At 52.7% G+C, this 17,982-nt stretch carries 14 protein-coding genes; all 14 read right to left on the reverse strand.

Annotated features, from left to right (window positions below):
* Positions 1-17: 17 nt before the first annotated feature.
* On the reverse strand, positions 18-1,880 hold the full coding sequence (locus tag J5W02_RS07455) for a substrate-binding domain-containing protein (protein ID WP_219965037.1): 1,863 nt from the start codon (positions 1,878-1,880) through the stop codon (positions 18-20).
* A gap of 11 nt (positions 1,881-1,891) precedes the next feature.
* Positions 1,892-3,109: a response regulator transcription factor gene (locus J5W02_RS07460; protein ID WP_219965038.1), complete on the reverse strand. Its 1,218-nt coding sequence runs from the start codon at positions 3,107-3,109 to the stop codon at positions 1,892-1,894.
* Between the two features lie 17 nt (positions 3,110-3,126).
* Positions 3,127-4,905, reverse strand: a complete 1,779-nt coding sequence (locus J5W02_RS07465; RefSeq protein ID WP_219965039.1) for a cache domain-containing sensor histidine kinase — start codon at positions 4,903-4,905, stop codon at positions 3,127-3,129.
* 92 nt (positions 4,906-4,997) lie between these two features.
* Positions 4,998-6,008, reverse strand: coding sequence for a galactofuranose ABC transporter, permease protein YjfF (gene yjfF, locus J5W02_RS07470; protein WP_219965040.1), 1,011 nt, complete (start codon positions 6,006-6,008; stop codon positions 4,998-5,000).
* Positions 6,005-7,045 (reverse strand): ABC transporter permease, encoded by a 1,041-nt coding sequence (locus J5W02_RS07475; protein ID WP_219965041.1) that lies wholly within the window; start codon positions 7,043-7,045, stop codon positions 6,005-6,007. Before J5W02_RS07475 ends, yjfF begins: the two co-directional genes overlap by 4 nt.
* Positions 7,020-8,555: a sugar ABC transporter ATP-binding protein gene (locus J5W02_RS07480; protein WP_219965042.1), complete on the reverse strand. Its 1,536-nt coding sequence runs from the start codon at positions 8,553-8,555 to the stop codon at positions 7,020-7,022. Before J5W02_RS07480 ends, J5W02_RS07475 begins: the two co-directional genes overlap by 26 nt.
* 114 nt (positions 8,556-8,669) lie before the next feature.
* Entirely contained in the window at positions 8,670-9,689 is a 1,020-nt protein-coding gene (locus tag J5W02_RS07485) for an ABC transporter substrate-binding protein (RefSeq protein WP_219965043.1), read from the reverse strand.
* A gap of 237 nt (positions 9,690-9,926) precedes the next feature.
* Positions 9,927-10,619, reverse strand: a complete 693-nt coding sequence (locus tag J5W02_RS07490; protein ID WP_219965044.1) for a DUF3298 and DUF4163 domain-containing protein — start codon at positions 10,617-10,619, stop codon at positions 9,927-9,929.
* Between the two features lie 83 nt (positions 10,620-10,702).
* The gene (locus tag J5W02_RS07495; protein ID WP_219965045.1) at positions 10,703-11,698 is read right to left on the reverse strand and encodes an SPL family radical SAM protein; all 996 of its coding nucleotides are present in this window, start codon (positions 11,696-11,698) and stop codon (positions 10,703-10,705) included.
* 69 nt (positions 11,699-11,767) lie between these two features.
* Positions 11,768-12,472, reverse strand: a complete 705-nt coding sequence (locus J5W02_RS07500) for a LiaF transmembrane domain-containing protein (protein WP_219965046.1) — start codon at positions 12,470-12,472, stop codon at positions 11,768-11,770.
* Positions 12,462-12,926 (reverse strand): LytTR family DNA-binding domain-containing protein, encoded by a 465-nt coding sequence (locus J5W02_RS07505; protein WP_219965047.1) that lies wholly within the window; start codon positions 12,924-12,926, stop codon positions 12,462-12,464. The genes J5W02_RS07500 and J5W02_RS07505 overlap by 11 nt, the downstream gene beginning before the upstream one ends.
* Before the next feature lie 188 nt (positions 12,927-13,114).
* Positions 13,115-14,527, reverse strand: a complete 1,413-nt coding sequence (locus J5W02_RS07510) for a phosphoglucomutase/phosphomannomutase family protein (protein WP_219965048.1) — start codon at positions 14,525-14,527, stop codon at positions 13,115-13,117.
* A 34-nt stretch (positions 14,528-14,561) separates the two neighbouring features.
* Entirely contained in the window at positions 14,562-17,078 is a 2,517-nt protein-coding gene (locus J5W02_RS07515; protein ID WP_219965049.1) for a GH36-type glycosyl hydrolase domain-containing protein, read from the reverse strand.
* Between the two features lie 11 nt (positions 17,079-17,089).
* Entirely contained in the window at positions 17,090-17,971 is an 882-nt protein-coding gene (locus J5W02_RS07520) for a carbohydrate ABC transporter permease (protein ID WP_219965050.1), read from the reverse strand.
* Positions 17,972-17,982: the final 11 nt, after the last annotated feature.

A 17,982-nucleotide genomic window follows, 5' to 3' on the forward strand; every position in this document is an offset into this window, starting at 1 on the left:
ACTCCACATTCTCAGTTTCAGTACTTCCTGCTCTTGATGGTCTCCTGTGTATTTTCTTTGGTAAAGACCTTTTCATCGGTGATGATCCGCAGGGGAAGCTCCTTGCCGGACATCAAATCGGTAATGGCCTTCATCAGCTGCGGCCCGAGCAGAGGGTTACACTCCACCACGCAGTTCATTTTTCCGCTGACAATGGCGTTCAGGGCGTTTTTCGTTCCGTCTATGGACACGATTTTCACGTCCTTTCCGGGGGCGATTCCGTTTTTCTCCAAAGCTTCCGCCGCGCCGAGCGCCATGTCGTCGTTATGGGCGTAGACCACGTCAATATCCCATTTATGGGTTTTCAGGTACTCCTCCACAATCTGCTTTCCGCCGTCGTAGGTAAAGTCCCCGCTGCGCGTATAAACGATTTTGTCGTTGGGGTATTCCTGCAGAATTTCCCTGAAGCCCAGGCTCCGCTCCACGGAAGGCGACGCCCCCACCGTTCCCTGCAGCTCCATGATACGGATAGTCGCATTTTTGTTGGCGGGTACGGCGTTCTCCGCAATCCAGCGCATGGCGCGCCGGCCCTCCTCCACAAAATCCGCGCCGATAAAGGTCAGGTACATGTCGTCGTCCTGCACCGTGATTTCACGGTCGGAAAGAATCACGGGGATATTTGCCTGCTTTGCCTCCCGCAGCACCTCATCCCAGCCGCTGTCAATCACCGGGGAGAGAACAATCGCATCCACCTTCATCGCGATAAACTTCCGGATCGCCTCGATCTGCCGCTTGGGCGACTGGTCGGCGTTCTCGTAAAACAGCTGGATTCCGAATTCCTTTGCCGCGGACTGAATAGACTCGGTATTGGCAAGCCTCCACGCGCTTTCCGTACCGACCTGCGCGTATCCCACACGGATGGTCTTTGGCGGGGCAGTCTGCGGCTTGTTCAGGTTTTCCACAAACGCGTCCACATTTTCTTTGGTAACCTTGTGGCTGTGCAGAATTTCCTGCTTGGGCACGCCGGCCACATTCTGCAGGATATCCAGAGAGAACTGGATTGCCTCCCGCCCGCCGGTCGGGCAGGTGATGGTCTCGTCGATCATGCCCTTTTGAACCAGGCCGATGCCGTCGTTCTCCCCGGTAAAGCCGTCCACCCCGATAATCCGGATATTTTTCAGCCCCAGCTTTTCGATGGCACGGCAGGCGCCTAAGGCCATATAGTCGTTGTGCGCGAAAATGACCCGGATGCCGTCAAGCTGGCTTTTATGCTGCAGTAAATGGTCCTCCGTAGAGTCACGCGACTCATTTTCAATCGATATTTTCCGGATGCTGATGTTTGGGTTCTGGTTAAGGCTGCTCTGAAAGCCTTCGCTCCGCTCCCCGCTCATCTGGGAGCTGGCGCTTCCGCAGATTTCCAGCACCCCGCCCGATTTGCCGCCAAGCATCCGCAAAACGGACTCCCCGGCCTGCTTGCCGATGCTGCGGTTGTCCGGCCCGATAAACAGGGAGTAATCGTAGCCCTCCACCACGCGGTCCATGACGATGACCGGGATGGATTTGTAGACGCCGCTGACCACGGGGGTGATTTTCTTCACGTCGCAGGGCGATACAATCAGCAGGTCGACCCCGCACGCGAGCAGCCGCCGGATATCAGAAATCTGCTTGTCACTGTTCTGCGTGGCGTCCGTAAAGATCAGCCGGACTCCGGGGTGCTTTGCGGCCTCTTCCTTCAGTTCCCGGATGAGAGCCAGCCGCCACGATTCCCTCATGTTCGCCTGTGAAACACCGATCAGGTACTCCACCTTCTCCGGCGCCTGTCTGCTGCAGCCGGGGAACAGGGAAAGCAGCACCGCGGCGCAGAGCAGAACCGCCAGAAACCCACTCATCCGTTTTTTCATTGTTCTTTTCCTCACATTGCCGCAGAGATTTTATTCTGCTCGTTTTTCCGGTACTCCGCCGGGGAAACGCCAAGCACCTTTTTAAAGGCGCTGCTGAAATAGTGCTGACTGGAGTACCCCGTCAGCTCCGCGATTTCGTAAATCTTCATTTCCTCATTGGAAAGCAGCTCAATCGCCTTGCGGATACGGGCGCGCGTGACATAGTCCACAAAGGTGATTCCCATAGAATGGCGAAAAATACGGCTTAAATGCTGTGGGGACACATGGAACGCATCCGCCGCGTCCTGCAGGGAAAACGCTTCGTTGCGGTAATTTTCGTCAATATAGTTCTGTACGTCCTTAATCAGCTGCGGCACCTCCATCAGCTCATAAAACCGGCTGAGCGCATGCTCATATTCCACCGAAATTTCCCTGCGGCCGTTTCCCGCCGACTGCGCCAGCGTGACCCGCACGGGCAGATGTTCCTCCAGCAGGCGGCGAAGGGTTTTCACCGTGTCCTGCCAGGCGTCCTGCGGCTGACAGGCGGAAATCAGCACCAGGTTCCCCGCCGGATTCCGGAAGAGGGCGGCCGGATTAAACGGTTCAAAAAGCTCCCGCGTAATATTTTCCGCAGCGTAATAAAGCAGGTCGTCGTTCCAGTCCCCGCCGATTTCCATATTATTTTTATAATCCAGTCCTGCAACGACAATGCCGAACTCTTCCGGAAGCTTCATCCCCAGAAAATGGACGCGCTCGTCGATTTCCTCTTCGCAGAAATGGCCGCCAAGCCAGTCGTTCAGAAAGTTTTCCGTCAATTTTGCCTTATTCTTTTCCAGCAGGACTTTTGCCCATTCCAGATATTTTGTCTGTTCCCGGGTACTTTTCAGCTCATCCTTGGCGCGGTTCAGCGATTTGTAAAACACGTCCTCCATGATCGGCTTTAACAGGTAGTCGTAAACTCCCAGTCGCAGCGCGCTTTGAACATACTGAAAATCGTCATAACCGGTAATGATGATGACCACCGCGTCCTTTAAAAGGCCCTTCAGCTTTTCAATAAACTGGATGCCGTTCAGAAACGGCATATTGATATCGACAAACAGCAGGTCGGGCGTAAACTTTTCCGCAAGCTCCAGAGCGGTTTCGCCGTCCTCCGCCTGCGCCACGATCTGCATTTCCCCGTCCCCCTTCAAAAGACCGGCAATTCCTTTGCGGATAATCTCCTCATCATCCGCAATCAGCACCTTATACATATCTCCTCTCCTTTCGCTCAGCAGTCCTCGTCTGCCGGAAGAATCACCGTGACCGTGGTTTCTTCTCCCTCCCGGCTCTCTATGGAAATTCCATACTCTTTTCCATAGCACAGCTGGATTCTTTCCTGAATATAAAAGAGGCCGAAGCTCTGTTTCTGGTCAAGCTCCGTGTGGCTGTTCAGCTGATGGTTCAGCAGCTCCACCCGGTCAGCGGGAATTCCCGCGCCGTCGTCGTGTACCTTAATCACCAGCAGTCCGCCGTTCCTGTGTACCGTTACCGAAATGGTGCCGCCCCCGCGCTTTTCCTTTACTCCGTGGTAGATGGCGTTTTCCACCAAAGGCTGCAAGATCAGCTTGGGAACCTTGCACGCGGCCAGCTTTTCATCCACCTCAATCTGGTAATTCAGCTTATCCTTATACCGGATTTTCTGAATATAAAGGTAATTGGAAACATGACTGATTTCCTCGCGGATGCTGATGATGTCTTTTCCGTGGCTCAGCCCGATTCGGAACATACTGGTCAGCGCGTCCACCAGCCGCACAATGTCGGTTGCCCCGTAGTCGCGCGCCATCCAGCTGATGGTGTCCAGCGTGTTGTAGAGAAAATGCGGCTTGATCTGTTCCTGCAGGGACTTCAGCTCCGCAAACCGCTTGTTCTGCTGCTCCACATACACCATATGGATCAGGTTGCCGATCTGGTCGATCATGTGGTTGAACCGAAGTCCGAGCTCCCCGATTTCATCGTTGTATTTGCTGTTGAAGCGCACCGAAAGGTCGCCACCTTCGGCCTGCTTCATCAAAGTCTGCAGCTTATTGATCGGCTTTGTAATGGTTTCCGCAAGCTGGAAGGAGGAAAACAGCACAATCAGCACGGTAACCAAAATACAGCCGAACAGAATATAAATGATGGTATTGACGCTTGCCATGACCTCGTCGTTGGAAAACACGCCCACGGTCCGCCATCCGGTGTACTCCGATTTTTCAGAGTGAATCTGGTAGTTCCCGCCCCGAATATTTGCGGTGACAAACGCATTTCCGCTGCCGCTGAGCCAGAGCGGATTAACGCGGTACACCACGTCGTTGACGGGAGCGTAGACAATGCTGTTGTCCGTATCCGTAACAAACACAAAGCCCTTTTCCCCAATGGTAACGCTGTTGATGGACTTTTTGATAATGTCGTGGCGAATGTCAAACAGAATGACCCCCAGCACCTCGCCGGTTTTGGGGTCCCTGACCGCCTTGGTAAGCGAAAAGACATCATCCACACTGTAATCCTGGTTGGTAACAATATTTCTTCCCGTCGCGTCGCTGATGAGACGGATTTCCTCCGGGGTCTGCTCCGCCTGCCGGTACCAGGACTCATTTTGAAACGAATCGCGGGAGATGCGGGACATTCCCGTGCTGACGTACAGGTCGTTCTTCGTGGCAACCAGGATTCCGGCAATTTCGTCGTGGGAAGCCGCAATATTCTGCAGCAGCTCTTTAATATTGGCCGTCTGTGTTTTCCACTTCGGATCTTTTTCCGACTGAATTTTCCAAAATTCATTGTTATTGAGTTCAATGGAAATATAGTTCGCGGTCTTTTCAATGGTTCCTATGTAAACATCAATGGAGTCGCACACCTGATTGATGGTTTGAGCGGTGTGGTCCATGGCGGTCTGCTGCGCCTGATTGACAAATACAAGACCGCTGACAATGGAAAAAACAGCGAACGGAATGAGCGCCATAAAAAGATAGGACAGCACCATTTTGTTCCGGAACCGGATGTTCAAAAATTTGTCCAATATCTTTCGCAAGACGCTCACCTCATCGGCTGCTTTATTTCTGTATAAGGAATTGTGTATATTATATAATACCGGAGTGAGAATATCAAATTATTTTGCCGTACTTATGCAGTTTTTTCCAGCTTTCCGCGGACATCCTTGATTTTTTCCGATCTGCCCGCCAGAATACGCTGAATGACAATAAACAGGCAGAGCAGCGCGGCGCTGAACACTTTCGTCCACCAGGTGTTCAGATTCTGATAGGTCACAATGGTCTGGATGACCCCCTGAATCATTACGCCCACGGTGGTGCCGATTACGGTGCCGACACCGCCGGTCAGCAAAGTGCCGCCGATGACCGCTGAGGAAATGGCGTCCATTTCCATCCCCACATTCTGCAGCGAATAACCCGCCAGCGTGTAAAAGCTGAACACCACACCCGCCAGCGCCGCGCAGAATCCGCTGATGGAGTAAACCATGATTTTGGTTTTTCTCACGGGCAAGCCCATCAGCGAAGCGGAAAGCTCATTGCCGCCCACAGCGTAAACGGTTCTGCCGAATCGGGTGTATTTCAGTACAAACATTGCTCCGATCAAAACGACGGCGGCAATAAAGACGTAATAGTAAATTTTCGCCCCCGCAAAGATAATTTTATTCAGTGCCATTTTTTTGTAGAAATCGTCCGTAATCGGAATGGACTCCGTACTGATTACGGCGCACAGGCCGCGCATAAAGAACTGGCCGGCCAGCGTTACAATAAACGGCTGCAGCTTATAGGCGTCAATCATAAATCCCATCAGCGCGCCGAACAAAAGGCCGATCAGCAGCACCAGTGGAATGACCACGCCCGCCGCAAACCCGGTTCTGAGCAGAAACGCCGAGAACACGCAGGTAAACGCAATGGTGGACGAAATAGAGATATCAATCCCGCCTGTCAGCAAAACAAAGGTGATGCCGATGGAAGCAATAATCATGTAGGAGCCGTCGTTCAGCAGATTGCAGAACGTGGACAGCGAAAAAAACCGGTCGTAGGCAGCCGAGCCCGCCGTAAACAGACCGATAAACAGCAGGACGGTGACCAGCAGGGACATGTTCCGGATACGGAACTTTTTTCTTGTTTTTACCGATTCACTCATACCGGCTTCGCCATCCTTTCCTGTTGATGTCCGGAGAAGCGTTTCCCCATTTTCTCCTTGAATTCCGGTGACTGGAACAGGCAGATGCAGATGACAATGACGGCTTTCACGACCGCGGTGATCTCCGGCGCAATGCCCATGGCATAGACGGAGGTCGTAATGCTCTGAATAATCAGCGCGCCGGCAAGGCTTGCCGGAACAGAGAACCGTCCACCGTTCAGCGACGTCCCGCCGATTGCCACCGCAAGGATGGCGTCCAGCTCCATAAAAAGCCCGGCATTGTTGCAGTCGGCGCCCTTGATGCCCGCACTCTCAATCAGTCCGGCAACCGCCGCCGTAACTCCGCAGAAGGTGTAGACCAGCCATTTGATGTTGTTGACATTGATTCCCGCAAAGTGGCTGGAAACCGGGTTGCACCCCGTGGATTCCAGAAACAGCCCGAACGCGGTCTTTTTGGTAAAGAGCAGCACCAGCACCACTACAAAGAGCACGATAAACAGCGGAAACGGAAGTCCCAAAATGTAACCGCCGTTGATAAAGTAATAAGAGTCCGAAGTCACGGTGACGATTTTCCCGTCCGTAATCAGTTGGGCGATTCCTCTGCCCGCCACCATTAGGATCATGGTTGCTACAATGGGCTGAATCTTAATTTTAGAAACCAGAAAACCGTTCCACGCACCGCAGAGCATTCCGCCCAGAAGCGCCAGCAAAATGGCAACCTGAACATTCTGCCCCGCGCCCGGCAGGATTCTGCCGTCCACAATGCTGCACGCAATGGCGCCGCTGATTGCCATAACGGAACCGACGGAAATATCCGTCCCGCCCGTCGCAAGGACGAACGTCATACCGGTCGCCAGAAGCATCAGCTTGCTCCCGTTGCGCAGGATGTCGATCAGCCTTCCGTACAGATGCGCATCCACGATTTTGATTTCAAAAAAACTTCCGCCTGAAACAATTCCGTTAATCAGCAGGATGGCCAGCAGTACGATGACCGGCCAAAACCCCTGATATTTAGACAGCTTCTTTATTTTCTCCATTTTTAACCCCTCCCGCAATTAAGCTCATCACTGCGCTTTCGGCAATCTCCTTACCGCTGAGTTCGCCAACCTTCTTTCTGTCGCGCAGAACGATCATACGGCTGCAGCAGCGGAGCATTTCGTCAATTTCGGATGAAATAAAGACCACTGTCATACCCTGCTCGGCCAGTCCCACGATAATTTTCTGAATTTCCGCCTTGGTTCCCACGTCGATACCGCGGGTAGGCTCGTCAAGCATCAGCAGTTGGGGATCCGTGGCAAGCCATCTTGCCAGAATCACCTTCTGCTGGTTGCCGCCGCTCAGGTTCTTTGCGCGCTGTTCCTGGGACGGGGTCTTGATCTCCAGCATTTTGATGTATTTGTCGGCGATCCGTTCGGCATCCGCACGGGAAATCGCCCTGAGCATTCCTTTTTTCGCCTGCAGGGCAAGAATAATGTTTTCCCGGATGCTCAGGTCACCGATGATTCCCTCTGTTTTCCGGTTTTCGGGGCAGAACGCAACCCCGCAGCGAATTGCCGGAAGCGGGCCCTTGCCCGCCAGCTTCTGACTGTTCAGGCTGATCTCGCCCTGCTCCAGATGATCGATTCCGAAAATCAGCCGGACAATCTCCGACCGGCCGGAACCGAGCAGTCCGGAGATTCCGAGGACTTCGCCTTTATAGATTTTCAGGTCGATATTGCTGATGGTGCCCGGCCCGCACGCCTGCTTCATTTCCAGCAGGCACTCGCGTTCGCCGCCGATGAGTTCCTCTTTTTCCGAAGAAAGATCCAGCTCAGCGTATTCTTTGCCCAGCATCTTGCCGACCAGCTGCATTTTCGGCAGCTCCGCGGCCGCGTAGGTGCCGACGTAGCGCCCGTTGCGCAATACGGTAATGGTGTCTGAAACCGCATACACCTGATCCAGAAAATGCGTGACAAAAAGGATACCCATTCCCTGCGCCTTCAGCATGTGCATAACCTCGAAAAGCTTTTCCACCTCCACGCTGCTCAGGCTGGAAGTCGGCTCGTCAAGAATGAGCACTTTGGCGGAAATGTCCACCGCGCGCGCAATGGCCACCATCTGCTGCACCGCAACCGAATAGAAATCCAGATTTTTTGTCACGTCGATATTGAGATTGAACCGGTCGAGCAGGGTGCGGGAATCCTGATTGATTTTTTTCCAGTCGATGCTCCCTCTTTTTTTCGGTTCTCTTCCTATGTATATATTTTCCGCCACCGAAAGGTTGGGGCAGAGATTGACTTCCTGATAAACCGTGCTGATTCCCAGCTTTTGCGCGTCCTGCGGGCTTTTTGGAAAAACAGGGACGCCTTCGAGCAAAACGGAACCGCCGTCCCGTTCCTCCACACCGGTAAGAACCTTAATCAAGGTGGACTTTCCAGCGCCGTTTTCTCCCAGAAGGGCATGGATTTCTCCGCTTTTCAGTTCGAGGGAAACGTCGTCAAGCGCCGCCACCCCAGGAAAGCTTTTCGAAATATGTTCCATCTGAATCAGCATATTTTCGCTGCTCATGAGCGGACTCCTCCTTTGTGATATTGTAATCCCGTATCCTATGAAGCAAAATCCGCTCCGCCGAACAAAGACGGAGCGGATTTAAAAGAGAGTCGGAGAATTGTATGAAAAAGATTAGTAAACGCGGGTTGGAAGGTCCTTGGCAGCGGTATCCGCACGGAAAACGCTCTCCTGAGATTTAATCCACTTTTCAACGGTTTCGCCGTTCTTCAGTTTCTGGCAGGTCTCAAAGAACTGAGGCCCGAGCAGCGGGTTGCACTCTACGGTGACATTGGCTTCGCCGTCTACCATCGCCTGGAAAATGCCCTTGACGCCGTCGCAGGAAACGGTCTTGATGTCTTTGCCCGGCTTCATGCCGGCTTCTTTCATTGCTTCGATTGCGCCGAGCATCATGTCGTCGTTATGTGCGTAAACTGCGTTGATTTTGTTGCCGTATGTTTTCAGGAAGGATTCCATAACTTCCTTGCCCTTGGCTCTGGTGAAGTCGCCTGTCTGGGAAGCGATCACTTTCATGTCCGGATATTTTGCGGCAAGCTGATCGTCAAAGCCTTTCTTTCTGTCGTTCGCCGCGGAAGCGCCCACGGTTCCTTCCAGTTCAACGATATTGCCTTTGTTGTTCAGCAGCTTTGCCAGCTCGTCGGCAGCGTTCTGTCCTTCTGTAATGAAGTCGGAGCCGATAAATGTGGTATACAGATCATCGGAAACCTTAGCTCTGCGGTCAAGCAGAACGATCGGGATTCCGGCGTCCTTCGCCTCTGTGAACACGGCGTCCCAGCCTGTTTCTACAACAGGGGCAAGGCCAATGACGTCAACGCCCATTTCGATGAAGGATTTTATGGCTTTAATCTGATTTTCCTGTTTTTGCTGTGCATCTGCAAATTTGAAATCGATGGTGTCCACATGCTGTCCGGCATAGAACTGGATGGACGCTGTTTCCGCGTCACGCCAGCCGGATTCCTGACCGATCTGCGCAAAGCCGACCGTCAGCTTTTTGTTGCCCTCCGCCTTGGAAACGACTTCCGCGGTGGACTGTGTTCCCGTTGATGCGGGTTTTTCAGCAGGTGTACTCGCGCACCCGCCAAAAGCAAGGCTCGCAATGCACACGGTTAAAATAGCAGCAATGATTCTTTTCAAATTTTTCTCCTCCGCTTCCGGGGTTCTCCCCCGTTATTTCGCTTCTATTGTAGTGCATTCTTTTTTTTAAGTCTTTACAATAACAAAACGTGTTTGTATCATTTTTTAACATTCGCGTTCGGCGCTCTTTTTAAGGGACGGCGGAGTCTGTCCGATTCCGGGTTTTTATACAGAATTCCGTATAAAAAGAAAAAAGCCGCGGTCTGCAGCTTTTTTGCTAAAATATTGATTGATTTTTCAGCCAAGGATACAGGACGGATTCCAGCCCAGGATTTCATACGCAACGGTAAAAACGACAATTCCGGTGGAATACGGCGCGATTTCATACTGCTGATAATAAATCGCGACGCCCCTAGGGGTCAGGTAATACTGCCTTTCATTGAAATACTGGACTATCAGCTTGCGGTAATCCTCAAAATAGATGCCCGGGTTTTCCGCCATATTCGCATCCGCCTGTTTTAAAATCTGCCCGAGGAGCAGATTGCGGTAGTTGCTGCGCGGCCCGAAGAACCGCACCAGCGGGTAGCGCCTTCCGCTTCTGAGGCTCCATGTGTCGGAGCTGCGGACAGTGTTGCCGTGCGCGCCGCCCGTAAATACATACTGATCGCGGTAAATGCTTAAAAAACAGTTTTCGTTGTAGGCGGTTTCGTATTTTAAAAAAGCCTCATACGGCCGGAACGGGAATCCGTTTGTCTGGGAATCCCGGTACTCCCCGACGGCCTGCCGGTACAGCTTTTCTGCGGCATAGTTATAAAAGTTCTCCACCTGCATCCGTATCATGCTGTTAATCCGGATTTCGGCCGGGCGATTGTTCAAAAGCCTTACTTCCGGAAATTCGGCTGTCAGCTTGAAAACCTTCACATTTTCATACTCGAACTCCTGCTCTATCTTCTGCGGGGTCAGTTCCGCACTGTAATTCGGTTCATTCATATTGATCCCTCCGCCCCATCATATGCCGAAAAAAGCGGGAGGGACTCAGAATTTTTTTGGCTCAAAAAATGGCCGCGGCACGGTCACACCACATAAAGAATAGGGCAGCCGCCGAGCTTTTGGGAAATCCCCGCGCGCAGCAGTTCTTCCCCCTGCGCGCGCAGCTCACTGCGGTAGCAGTATTTTCCCCGTCCCCTCACCGTCATCTGGGACGCGCTGTACAGTTCCACGGCGTTGGGAAAGGCCTCGTTGTTAATGGCGCGGTGAACATAGCTGTAGGTCATAAAAATAATTTCAATCGTCAGCGCTTTTTTTGCCTTTGGAGACAGCTCTTCGGCAAGCTGGTCGATCAGCTGCGTGTAGAGCTTTTGCCAATCGTCCAAAAGCACCACCGGCGCAATCAAAAGCCCGACCCGGTAGCCCGCGTCGCACATTTTATTCAGCGCCTGTATCCTGTTTTTCAGGGGAGAAGTGCCGAACTCCACCCGGCTGATGACCTCCTGCGGATTGACGCTCATGCGGAAAATCGTTCTGCCCCCGTGGTCAAGATTGAGCAGCGGATCGACCATGTCGAACTTGGTGGGGAAAGTCAGGAAGCCTTTTTCACTCTTTGCAAAATTTTCAATCGTCCAGACAAGGTTCCCCGTAATGGTGTTTTCCAGCACAAGGTCACTGTTGCTGCCGATTTCAAAGGTCAGGTCGCGATCCGCCCCGGCAGCCGTTTTCATCAGCTTGCCGAGCATCTGCTCACGGTTGACAAAGAGCCTTAAATAGGAGCACTTGTTGTAGTTGCACACCAAATAACAGTAAAGGCAGGCCGCGCTGCACCCGGAGGAAGTATACGGCACCAGAAAATCGGATATTTTATGATTTTCCACATACTTGTGCGTCTTGCGGATCCCGATAATCAGGTACCGCTTCATATTGCCGAATTCCTTGTTGGAGCTGCCGCGAAGCTCCGCTATGTTGTTGTGGCTGTCAATCGGAATCCAAGGCACCCCTCGGAATTTTTCCTGCAGCTGCTTCCCCAGCTCGTAGGAAAGCGCCTCCGGTTCATAATAAACGCCTTCCGGGTACATTTCATCACCTTCCGGTCTATTATTGACAGCCGGACGGTGTCTATGCGCGGCAGCTCCGGCGAAACCGGATCAGATATAATGGATTTCTATGCCCCCGAACTGCACATTCCCGGTAAGGGTAAGCTGCGGAGCGTTTTCATCGGGGTGTGCCAGACGGATATCGTTGTCCACGCCGCCGAGACTTGTGTTCAGTTTATCGATCACTTTCCAGCTGCGGGGCACATAGAGCTGAATGGCGCCGAAGCTGCAGTCCAGATAGACCTGCGCGCCGTCCGGGCTAAGGTGAGCCTGGTCAAAAAACAGCTCCAGCGCGCCGAACGAAACGTCGAACTGTCCGCTTTTCAGGCACTCGCCATGCAGATACTTGCTGGAAGAACCGAAATGCACCTTTGCGTAGGGGTTGTTGTCGTCAATGTTTTCCATGGTGGGCTTCATGGAGTCCGAACCGTGGTGCCAATTCATATAGTCTTTCGGTCGTCTGTGAAAAAGAAAGCTGAGTCCCATGCTTGCAAAGACTGCCGCCAGCAACAGCAGCCAAAGAGAAATTTCAGCAAGATGAAGCGGCTGCCGGTAGATCACATAAAGAAACGCGAGAGAAATAAAAAAGCCGAAATAATTGCGGTGAAGTGCGCTACTGATCAGCATTGCCGCCAGTAAAACCGTGGCAAGAATACTGACAAATCCGATCTGTACAAAAAAACCGACCTGGCTGGCAATGACAAACACCGCGGAAAGCAGGAAGAAAATCCCCCAAAACCAGTTTCTATTTTTCATAATTGCTCCTTTCATTTAAGCGCTGCCGCAGTTCTTTATAGTAGTACCGCGACACATAGACCTGTTTGTGGCTGTTTATAAACTGAACCAGACTGGAAGCGGTAAGGTTCCGCGTAACGGAATACACCTGCAGGATATTGACGATGGTCGATTTTGCCGCCCGCGTAAAGTTTTTCGGAAGAATTTCTTCCAGCTCGTACAGACGGTATTTAATCCGGTAGGCGTCGTTTACGGTGTGGGCGTAAATATACTCCCCTTCAGTTTCAAAAAACAGAACTTCATCCAGCGGAAAGTAAAATTCCTGATTCTGTTTATAAAAGGTGATTTTGGTATTCTGAGAGGACTGTTCCAGGATATATCGGTGTATTTTCTGAATGGTGTCATCCACACGGCCGCAGCGGATCAGCACCTCATCCTCATCCAGATCATTGATTACCTCAATGCGTATTTTCACCTAACCACCCCCTCTGCAGATAGTATAGCGGGTTTGCCGCGGGATGGAAAGGGAAAACTGCCGTGTGGTTGCATTTGCGCCCGCAACAGGTCAAAAAAGTCCGGTAAAAGGAAACGTCCGCCCCGTTTTTCCGGCAGGAAAACCTGTTGCCGGCAGAACGGGGCGGACTGAAAAGCAGAAACGAGAACTTACAGATTTAGAAATTTGCGGAAGACCAGACTGATTTTCTCAGCCTCGGTCTCACTTGCCATTTCACAGAAAATCCGGAGCACCGGCTCCGTTCCGGAAAAGCGGCAGATCACCCATCCGCCGTTTTTGAAATAGACCTTGCAGCCGTCCAGATAAGAGACCCTGTCGACCTCTACTCCGAATTCGGGCACTTTCTTTTCCTCAAAGAGCAGGTGTTTCAGCTCTTCCTTGTGCCGGTCGGTCATACGGCAGTCAAATTCACTCATGGAAAAGCTGCCGTATCTCCGATGAATATCCCTCAGCACCTCTGAAAGCGGCTTGCCAATTACGCTGAGCATTTCCACCAGCAGCGCCCCGGCGTAAACGCCGTCCTTGCCGCGGATATGGCCGCGCACGGTCAGTCCGCCAGAGGATTCTCCCCCGATCAACGCGTCGGTTTCCTCCATTTTGGAGGAAATATGCTTGAAGCCCACAGGAACCTCGTAGCATTTCTCCCCGAAATGAGCCGCCATGGCGTCCAGGCAGTGCGTGGTTGCCACATTGCGCACGGCGGCGCCCTTCCAGCCCTTGAACTCGTGCAGGTAATAATACAGCAGCACCAGGATATCGTTCGGATGAATGAACGTTCCCGCCGCGTCAATCAGACCGATACGGTCAGCGTCACCGTCGGTTGCGATGCCGAGGTCGTATTTTCCCTGCACCACCAGCTGGGAAAGGTGCGTCAGCGTGGAGCTGTTCGGGGCGGGCAGTCTGCCGCCGAACAGGGTGTCGTGCCGGTCGTGTATCACCTCCACATTGCAGCGACAGGTCAGCAGAATCGTCTGTAAAGTTGTTTTACTTACCCCAAACATCGGGTCAAGCAGCACATTGAGATGCCTTTTTTTGATGGACTCCCTATCAATTACATTCAAGATGCTGTCTATGTACTCGTTCTGCGGGTTAATGACCGTAACCAGCCCGCACTCGAGCGCCTTTGTATACTCCATGCTTTTAATATCCGGTTTTTGAATTCGCGCAATCTGCGCTTCGATTTCGTCCGTGACCTCTTCCGTCGCGTCCCTGCCCCCGGAAGTAAACACCTTTACCCCGTTGTACTCCGCCGGGTTATGGCTCGCGGTAATCATCAGCCCATAGGATACTTTTTCTTTCATGACCTCAAACATAATCAGCGGGGTCGGCGCGTCGTAATCGACAAGATGGGTTTTGATTCCCTCCGCCGCAAACACGCACACAATCCATCTTGCGGCAATGTCGGACAGGAATCTGCGGTCGTAGCCGATGATCACCGGCTCCGATTCCTTTCCCTTTTCCCGAATCAGCCTGACCAACGCAAGGGAAAGAAGTTCCAGATTCTCTCTGGTAAAATCCTCGCCGATGATTGCGCGGAACCCGCCTGTTCCAAATTGAATCATTGACAATCCTCCGTTTTACGGGCATAGCAAATGCCTAAAGAATCACCCGAAGAGTGTTTTCCCCGTCCTGAAAAAGCTCCTTTTCCAAAACGAAAACCGTACGGGAATGAAACGGATCTTTTCTGGTTTTTACAGCAACGTTTCCGTTGAGCTCCACTTTTTCCGGTGTGCAGCAGCGAACGCCGGAATTTTTAATCTCCATTTTGACACGCCTGCCCAAATAGGTAAATTCCACATTGGCGGTATTCATCCATTTCGGGATACAGGGGTCGATGACAAGACCGTCCAGCGCGGGCCGGATGCCGAACATCCACTCGTAGACCGCCCGCTGGGCCATCCCCACGCTGCCCGTCAAAAAGCTGAACAGGCTGCGGAATTTGAACACCGGCAGCTCCTGCCAGCAGTTCACAATCGCGTAAGGCGCGGAGAGCGTCACACTGGACGGGTGGCGCGTCTGATCGTACGGCAGCAGCCACTTTAGGGTATCGAATAACGCGTCTCCGTCCCCGACCGCCGCAAGGGCGCGTGTTAAAAAGCCCTGCGCGCCATGGTTATAGACATTGCCGTTTTCCGCAAAGCCCGCCGGGGCGTCCCCGCTGGCGGCACGGCCGACACAGTTGATGGGCGAAGCACCCATCGGCGGCCAGTATAGCCGGTACCCGGCTTCGCATTTGAGCATCTCCATCACCCGCAGAACCGAATCCCGCTTTTCCCGCGGAACCACACCGGAAATCAGCGCGAACCAGTTGGCAGGGCCGTAGGGCCTTTTTTCACCGTCCGGGTCTTTGTCGGAGAAAATCCATTTCCCTTCATCCGTGAAAATGCCGTTGAAAAAGCCGTCCTGATTAACCGCATGTTCCAACAGGTTCTTCTTCAATTCTTCGGCTTTCTCCCGGTAAACGGCGGCCTTTTCGGCACGGATGTCCCCGCTTTCCAGAATTTCAGCCAGATACTGCAGGCACATGACGACCTGCTCGCTGACCATCACGGATTCCCCGCGTCCGAGGACGCCAGCCCGGTTCACGGAATCCAGCCAGTCGCCTTCCCCGATTTTGCACAGGCCGTGTTCTCCCAGATTTTCGGGAACCATATAATAGTCGAGCGCACGGGTCAGATGCTCGAGCACAGTACTCTCTCCGTCGGAGTCCAGCCACGGCAGGGTAACGTCCAGTACCCCGGTGTCGCCGCTGTAAGAAAGGTATTCATACACAAATTCAATGACAAACGCCCCGGCGTCCACATGCCCGCGCAGGTCGTGCCGCCCCGTTCTTCCTTCTGTGGAAAACTGACGGGGGAACCATCCGTCCGACCGCTGGCAGCTGAGCATTTCCAGCAGCCTTACGCGGCCGATGGCAGTATCAATCGAGAGCATTGCGGTGTAATCCTGCGCACAGTCGCGCGTACCGCGCATGGCCGTCGGCCACCCCCGGTCAAGCGAAGCCACCCACTCCATCTGGAGCGGAAGCCAGTTGTTGATAAAATAATCCCAGTCCTCTTGTCCGGTACGCACCTTATTTTTACGGCACAAGGCCTTAAAAGAATCCTGTACTTCTTCTTTTTTCTGCTCATAAACAGAGGACTCAAAATAGACCAGCGGCTTTTTGACGTCTTCGATGGCCGGAAGCCCTCCGTTTGCCGTGTTCGGCGGCATACAGAGCACCTGTGTGAACACCCTTTCGCCGCCGGATTCCAGACGGCACCCGTACTTTGCCGCGTACACCGGCGGATACCCCCAGATGGAATTGTCGTCGCGGTACTCCCCGAAGGAAGCGGTCAGCTCCGGCTTCATCCGATACGCTCCGTCCGTTACCGTCTGCGGGCAGGAAAGGTCGCCACTGCCCACGAATTTTTCATAGCTGATTTCCAAGCCGGTCAGATTCTCGCTGTCCGTCCAGAGTACGGCGGTTCTCCGTTCGCCCGGGTCGGACGTGCTGCTGAGAAGCTGTGACCAGAAAAGCTCCTTATCGTCTTTTCCCACGCCGCTTTTCAGATACCATTCGTATTTGTCCCACGGGGCAAGCTGGGCGGGGTTGACGTAGGGAACAAAAGTGGGACACACAGAAAGGTCAATGGCCTTTTCCCGCACATTTTTCAAATGCAGCTTCATGACGATTTCCGTTCCGTGCAGAGGAACAAAAAATTCCGTTTGTACCAGCAGATTCTGAACCCGGTACTCGTAAGAAGCACAGTGCGGCAGAAAAGTAACTTTCAAATCCTGCGGCTCTTTCGACGGGTTACTCCCGTCGATCAGAGGGCGGAAAAAATTAGTAAACGGCTTTCCGTCTTCCATCTCGTCGGATTGAAGCCAGACGGCCCAGCTGGAAAATCTCTGCCCGTTTTCCCGCCTGAAAAGCTGAATCCCCCCCGGCGGATTTGCCTGCGCGTACACCGGCCCGAACTGGTCGACCTTGAGCAGCACGTCGTGATTCTGGTAAATATATTCCCACGGAGCGGGCAGGTTCAGCGTATAAAGATCGATTCCCGCGCAGTCCGGGCGAAACTGCGCCCATTTTTCCCCGGAAGACCCGTAAATTTCTCTGTTATTCATCATCCGTTCCTTTCCTAGCCCTTCAGTCCGCCCATGCTGATCCCCTCCGTCAGTTTGTTCTGAACAAGACTATAAAGAATCATAGTCGGAATCATCACCAGCACCATACCGGCGAACATTGCGCCCCAGTCCGTCGCGAACTTCTGCTGTTCCATCAGATTAGCCAGCCCGACCGGCAGCGTCCATTTCTGTTCTTTCAGGATGGTGGTGGCCATAATGTACTCGTTCCAGAAGCTCATAAAATTGAACATGATGACGGTAATCATGGCGGGTTTTGCCATGGGAACGATGATGCGGAACAGGGTGCCGAAATAGCCGCATCCGTCAATCTGCGCGGCGTCTTCATAGTCGTGGGGAATCGTGCGGAAAAATCCCGTCAGCAGGTAAATAGTAAAGGGAAGCTCGCACACCGCGTAAATCAGCGCCAGAACCGTCAGGTTATTCGTAATCTCCAGATGCTGAAACATCACATACTGGTTCAAAAAATTCTGGATTTTATTAAGAGACAGGAAAATGGGAATGACAATGTAGTTCTGGCTGACAAACAGACCCGCCATAAAGAGGATGGACAGCCCTTTGGAGAACCGAAAGGGAAACCGGCTGGTCACATAGGCGGTCGGCACCGCCAGAAAGACGACAAACACAAGAGCAATCAGCGTAATGTAGGCTGAATTCCAGAAATACGCCAGCATATTTCCTTTTTCCAGCGCGTTTTTATAGTTATCCCAGTGAAGACCGGCGGGGAGCGCCCAGGCATTTGTCAAAAACTCCGAGCTGGTTTTGAACGAGGTGTAAAATGTCCAGATAATCGGGAGCAACACAACGGCGGTAAACAGCAGAAGGACCACCCTGACGATCAATTTACCCGACCATTTTTGTAATTTAGCGTTTTTCATCGTATACTCCC

Source organism: Caproiciproducens faecalis, assembly GCF_019448085.1.
Lineage (GTDB): Bacteria > Bacillota > Clostridia > Oscillospirales > Acutalibacteraceae > Caproiciproducens > Caproiciproducens faecalis.

Bases quoted from the DNA above. Each gene is read 5' to 3' on its own strand.
- J5W02_RS07475 (WP_219965041.1), bottom strand. From the start codon at position 7,045: ATGGAGAAAATAAAGAAGCTGTCTAAATATCAGGGGTTTTGGCCGGTC.
- J5W02_RS07490 (WP_219965044.1), bottom strand. From the start codon at position 10,619: ATGAATGAACCGAATTACAGTGCGGAACTGACCCCGCAGAAGATAGAG.
- J5W02_RS07510 (WP_219965048.1), bottom strand. From the start codon at position 14,527: ATGATTCAATTTGGAACAGGCGGGTTCCGCGCAATCATCGGCGAGGAT.
- J5W02_RS07515 (WP_219965049.1), bottom strand. From the start codon at position 17,078: ATGATGAATAACAGAGAAATTTACGGGTCTTCCGGGGAAAAATGGGCG.
- J5W02_RS07460 (WP_219965038.1), bottom strand. From the start codon at position 3,109: ATGTATAAGGTGCTGATTGCGGATGATGAGGAGATTATCCGCAAAGGA.
- J5W02_RS07500 (WP_219965046.1), bottom strand. From the start codon at position 12,472: ATGAAAAATAGAAACTGGTTTTGGGGGATTTTCTTCCTGCTTTCCGCG.
- J5W02_RS07480 (WP_219965042.1), bottom strand. From the start codon at position 8,555: ATGAGCAGCGAAAATATGCTGATTCAGATGGAACATATTTCGAAAAGC.
- J5W02_RS07520 (WP_219965050.1), bottom strand. From the start codon at position 17,971: ATGAAAAACGCTAAATTACAAAAATGGTCGGGTAAATTGATCGTCAGG.
- yjfF (WP_219965040.1), bottom strand. From the start codon at position 6,008: ATGAGTGAATCGGTAAAAACAAGAAAAAAGTTCCGTATCCGGAACATG.
- J5W02_RS07455 (WP_219965037.1), bottom strand. From the start codon at position 1,880: ATGAAAAAACGGATGAGTGGGTTTCTGGCGGTTCTGCTCTGCGCCGCG.
- J5W02_RS07495 (WP_219965045.1), bottom strand. From the start codon at position 11,698: ATGTACCCGGAAGGCGTTTATTATGAACCGGAGGCGCTTTCCTACGAG.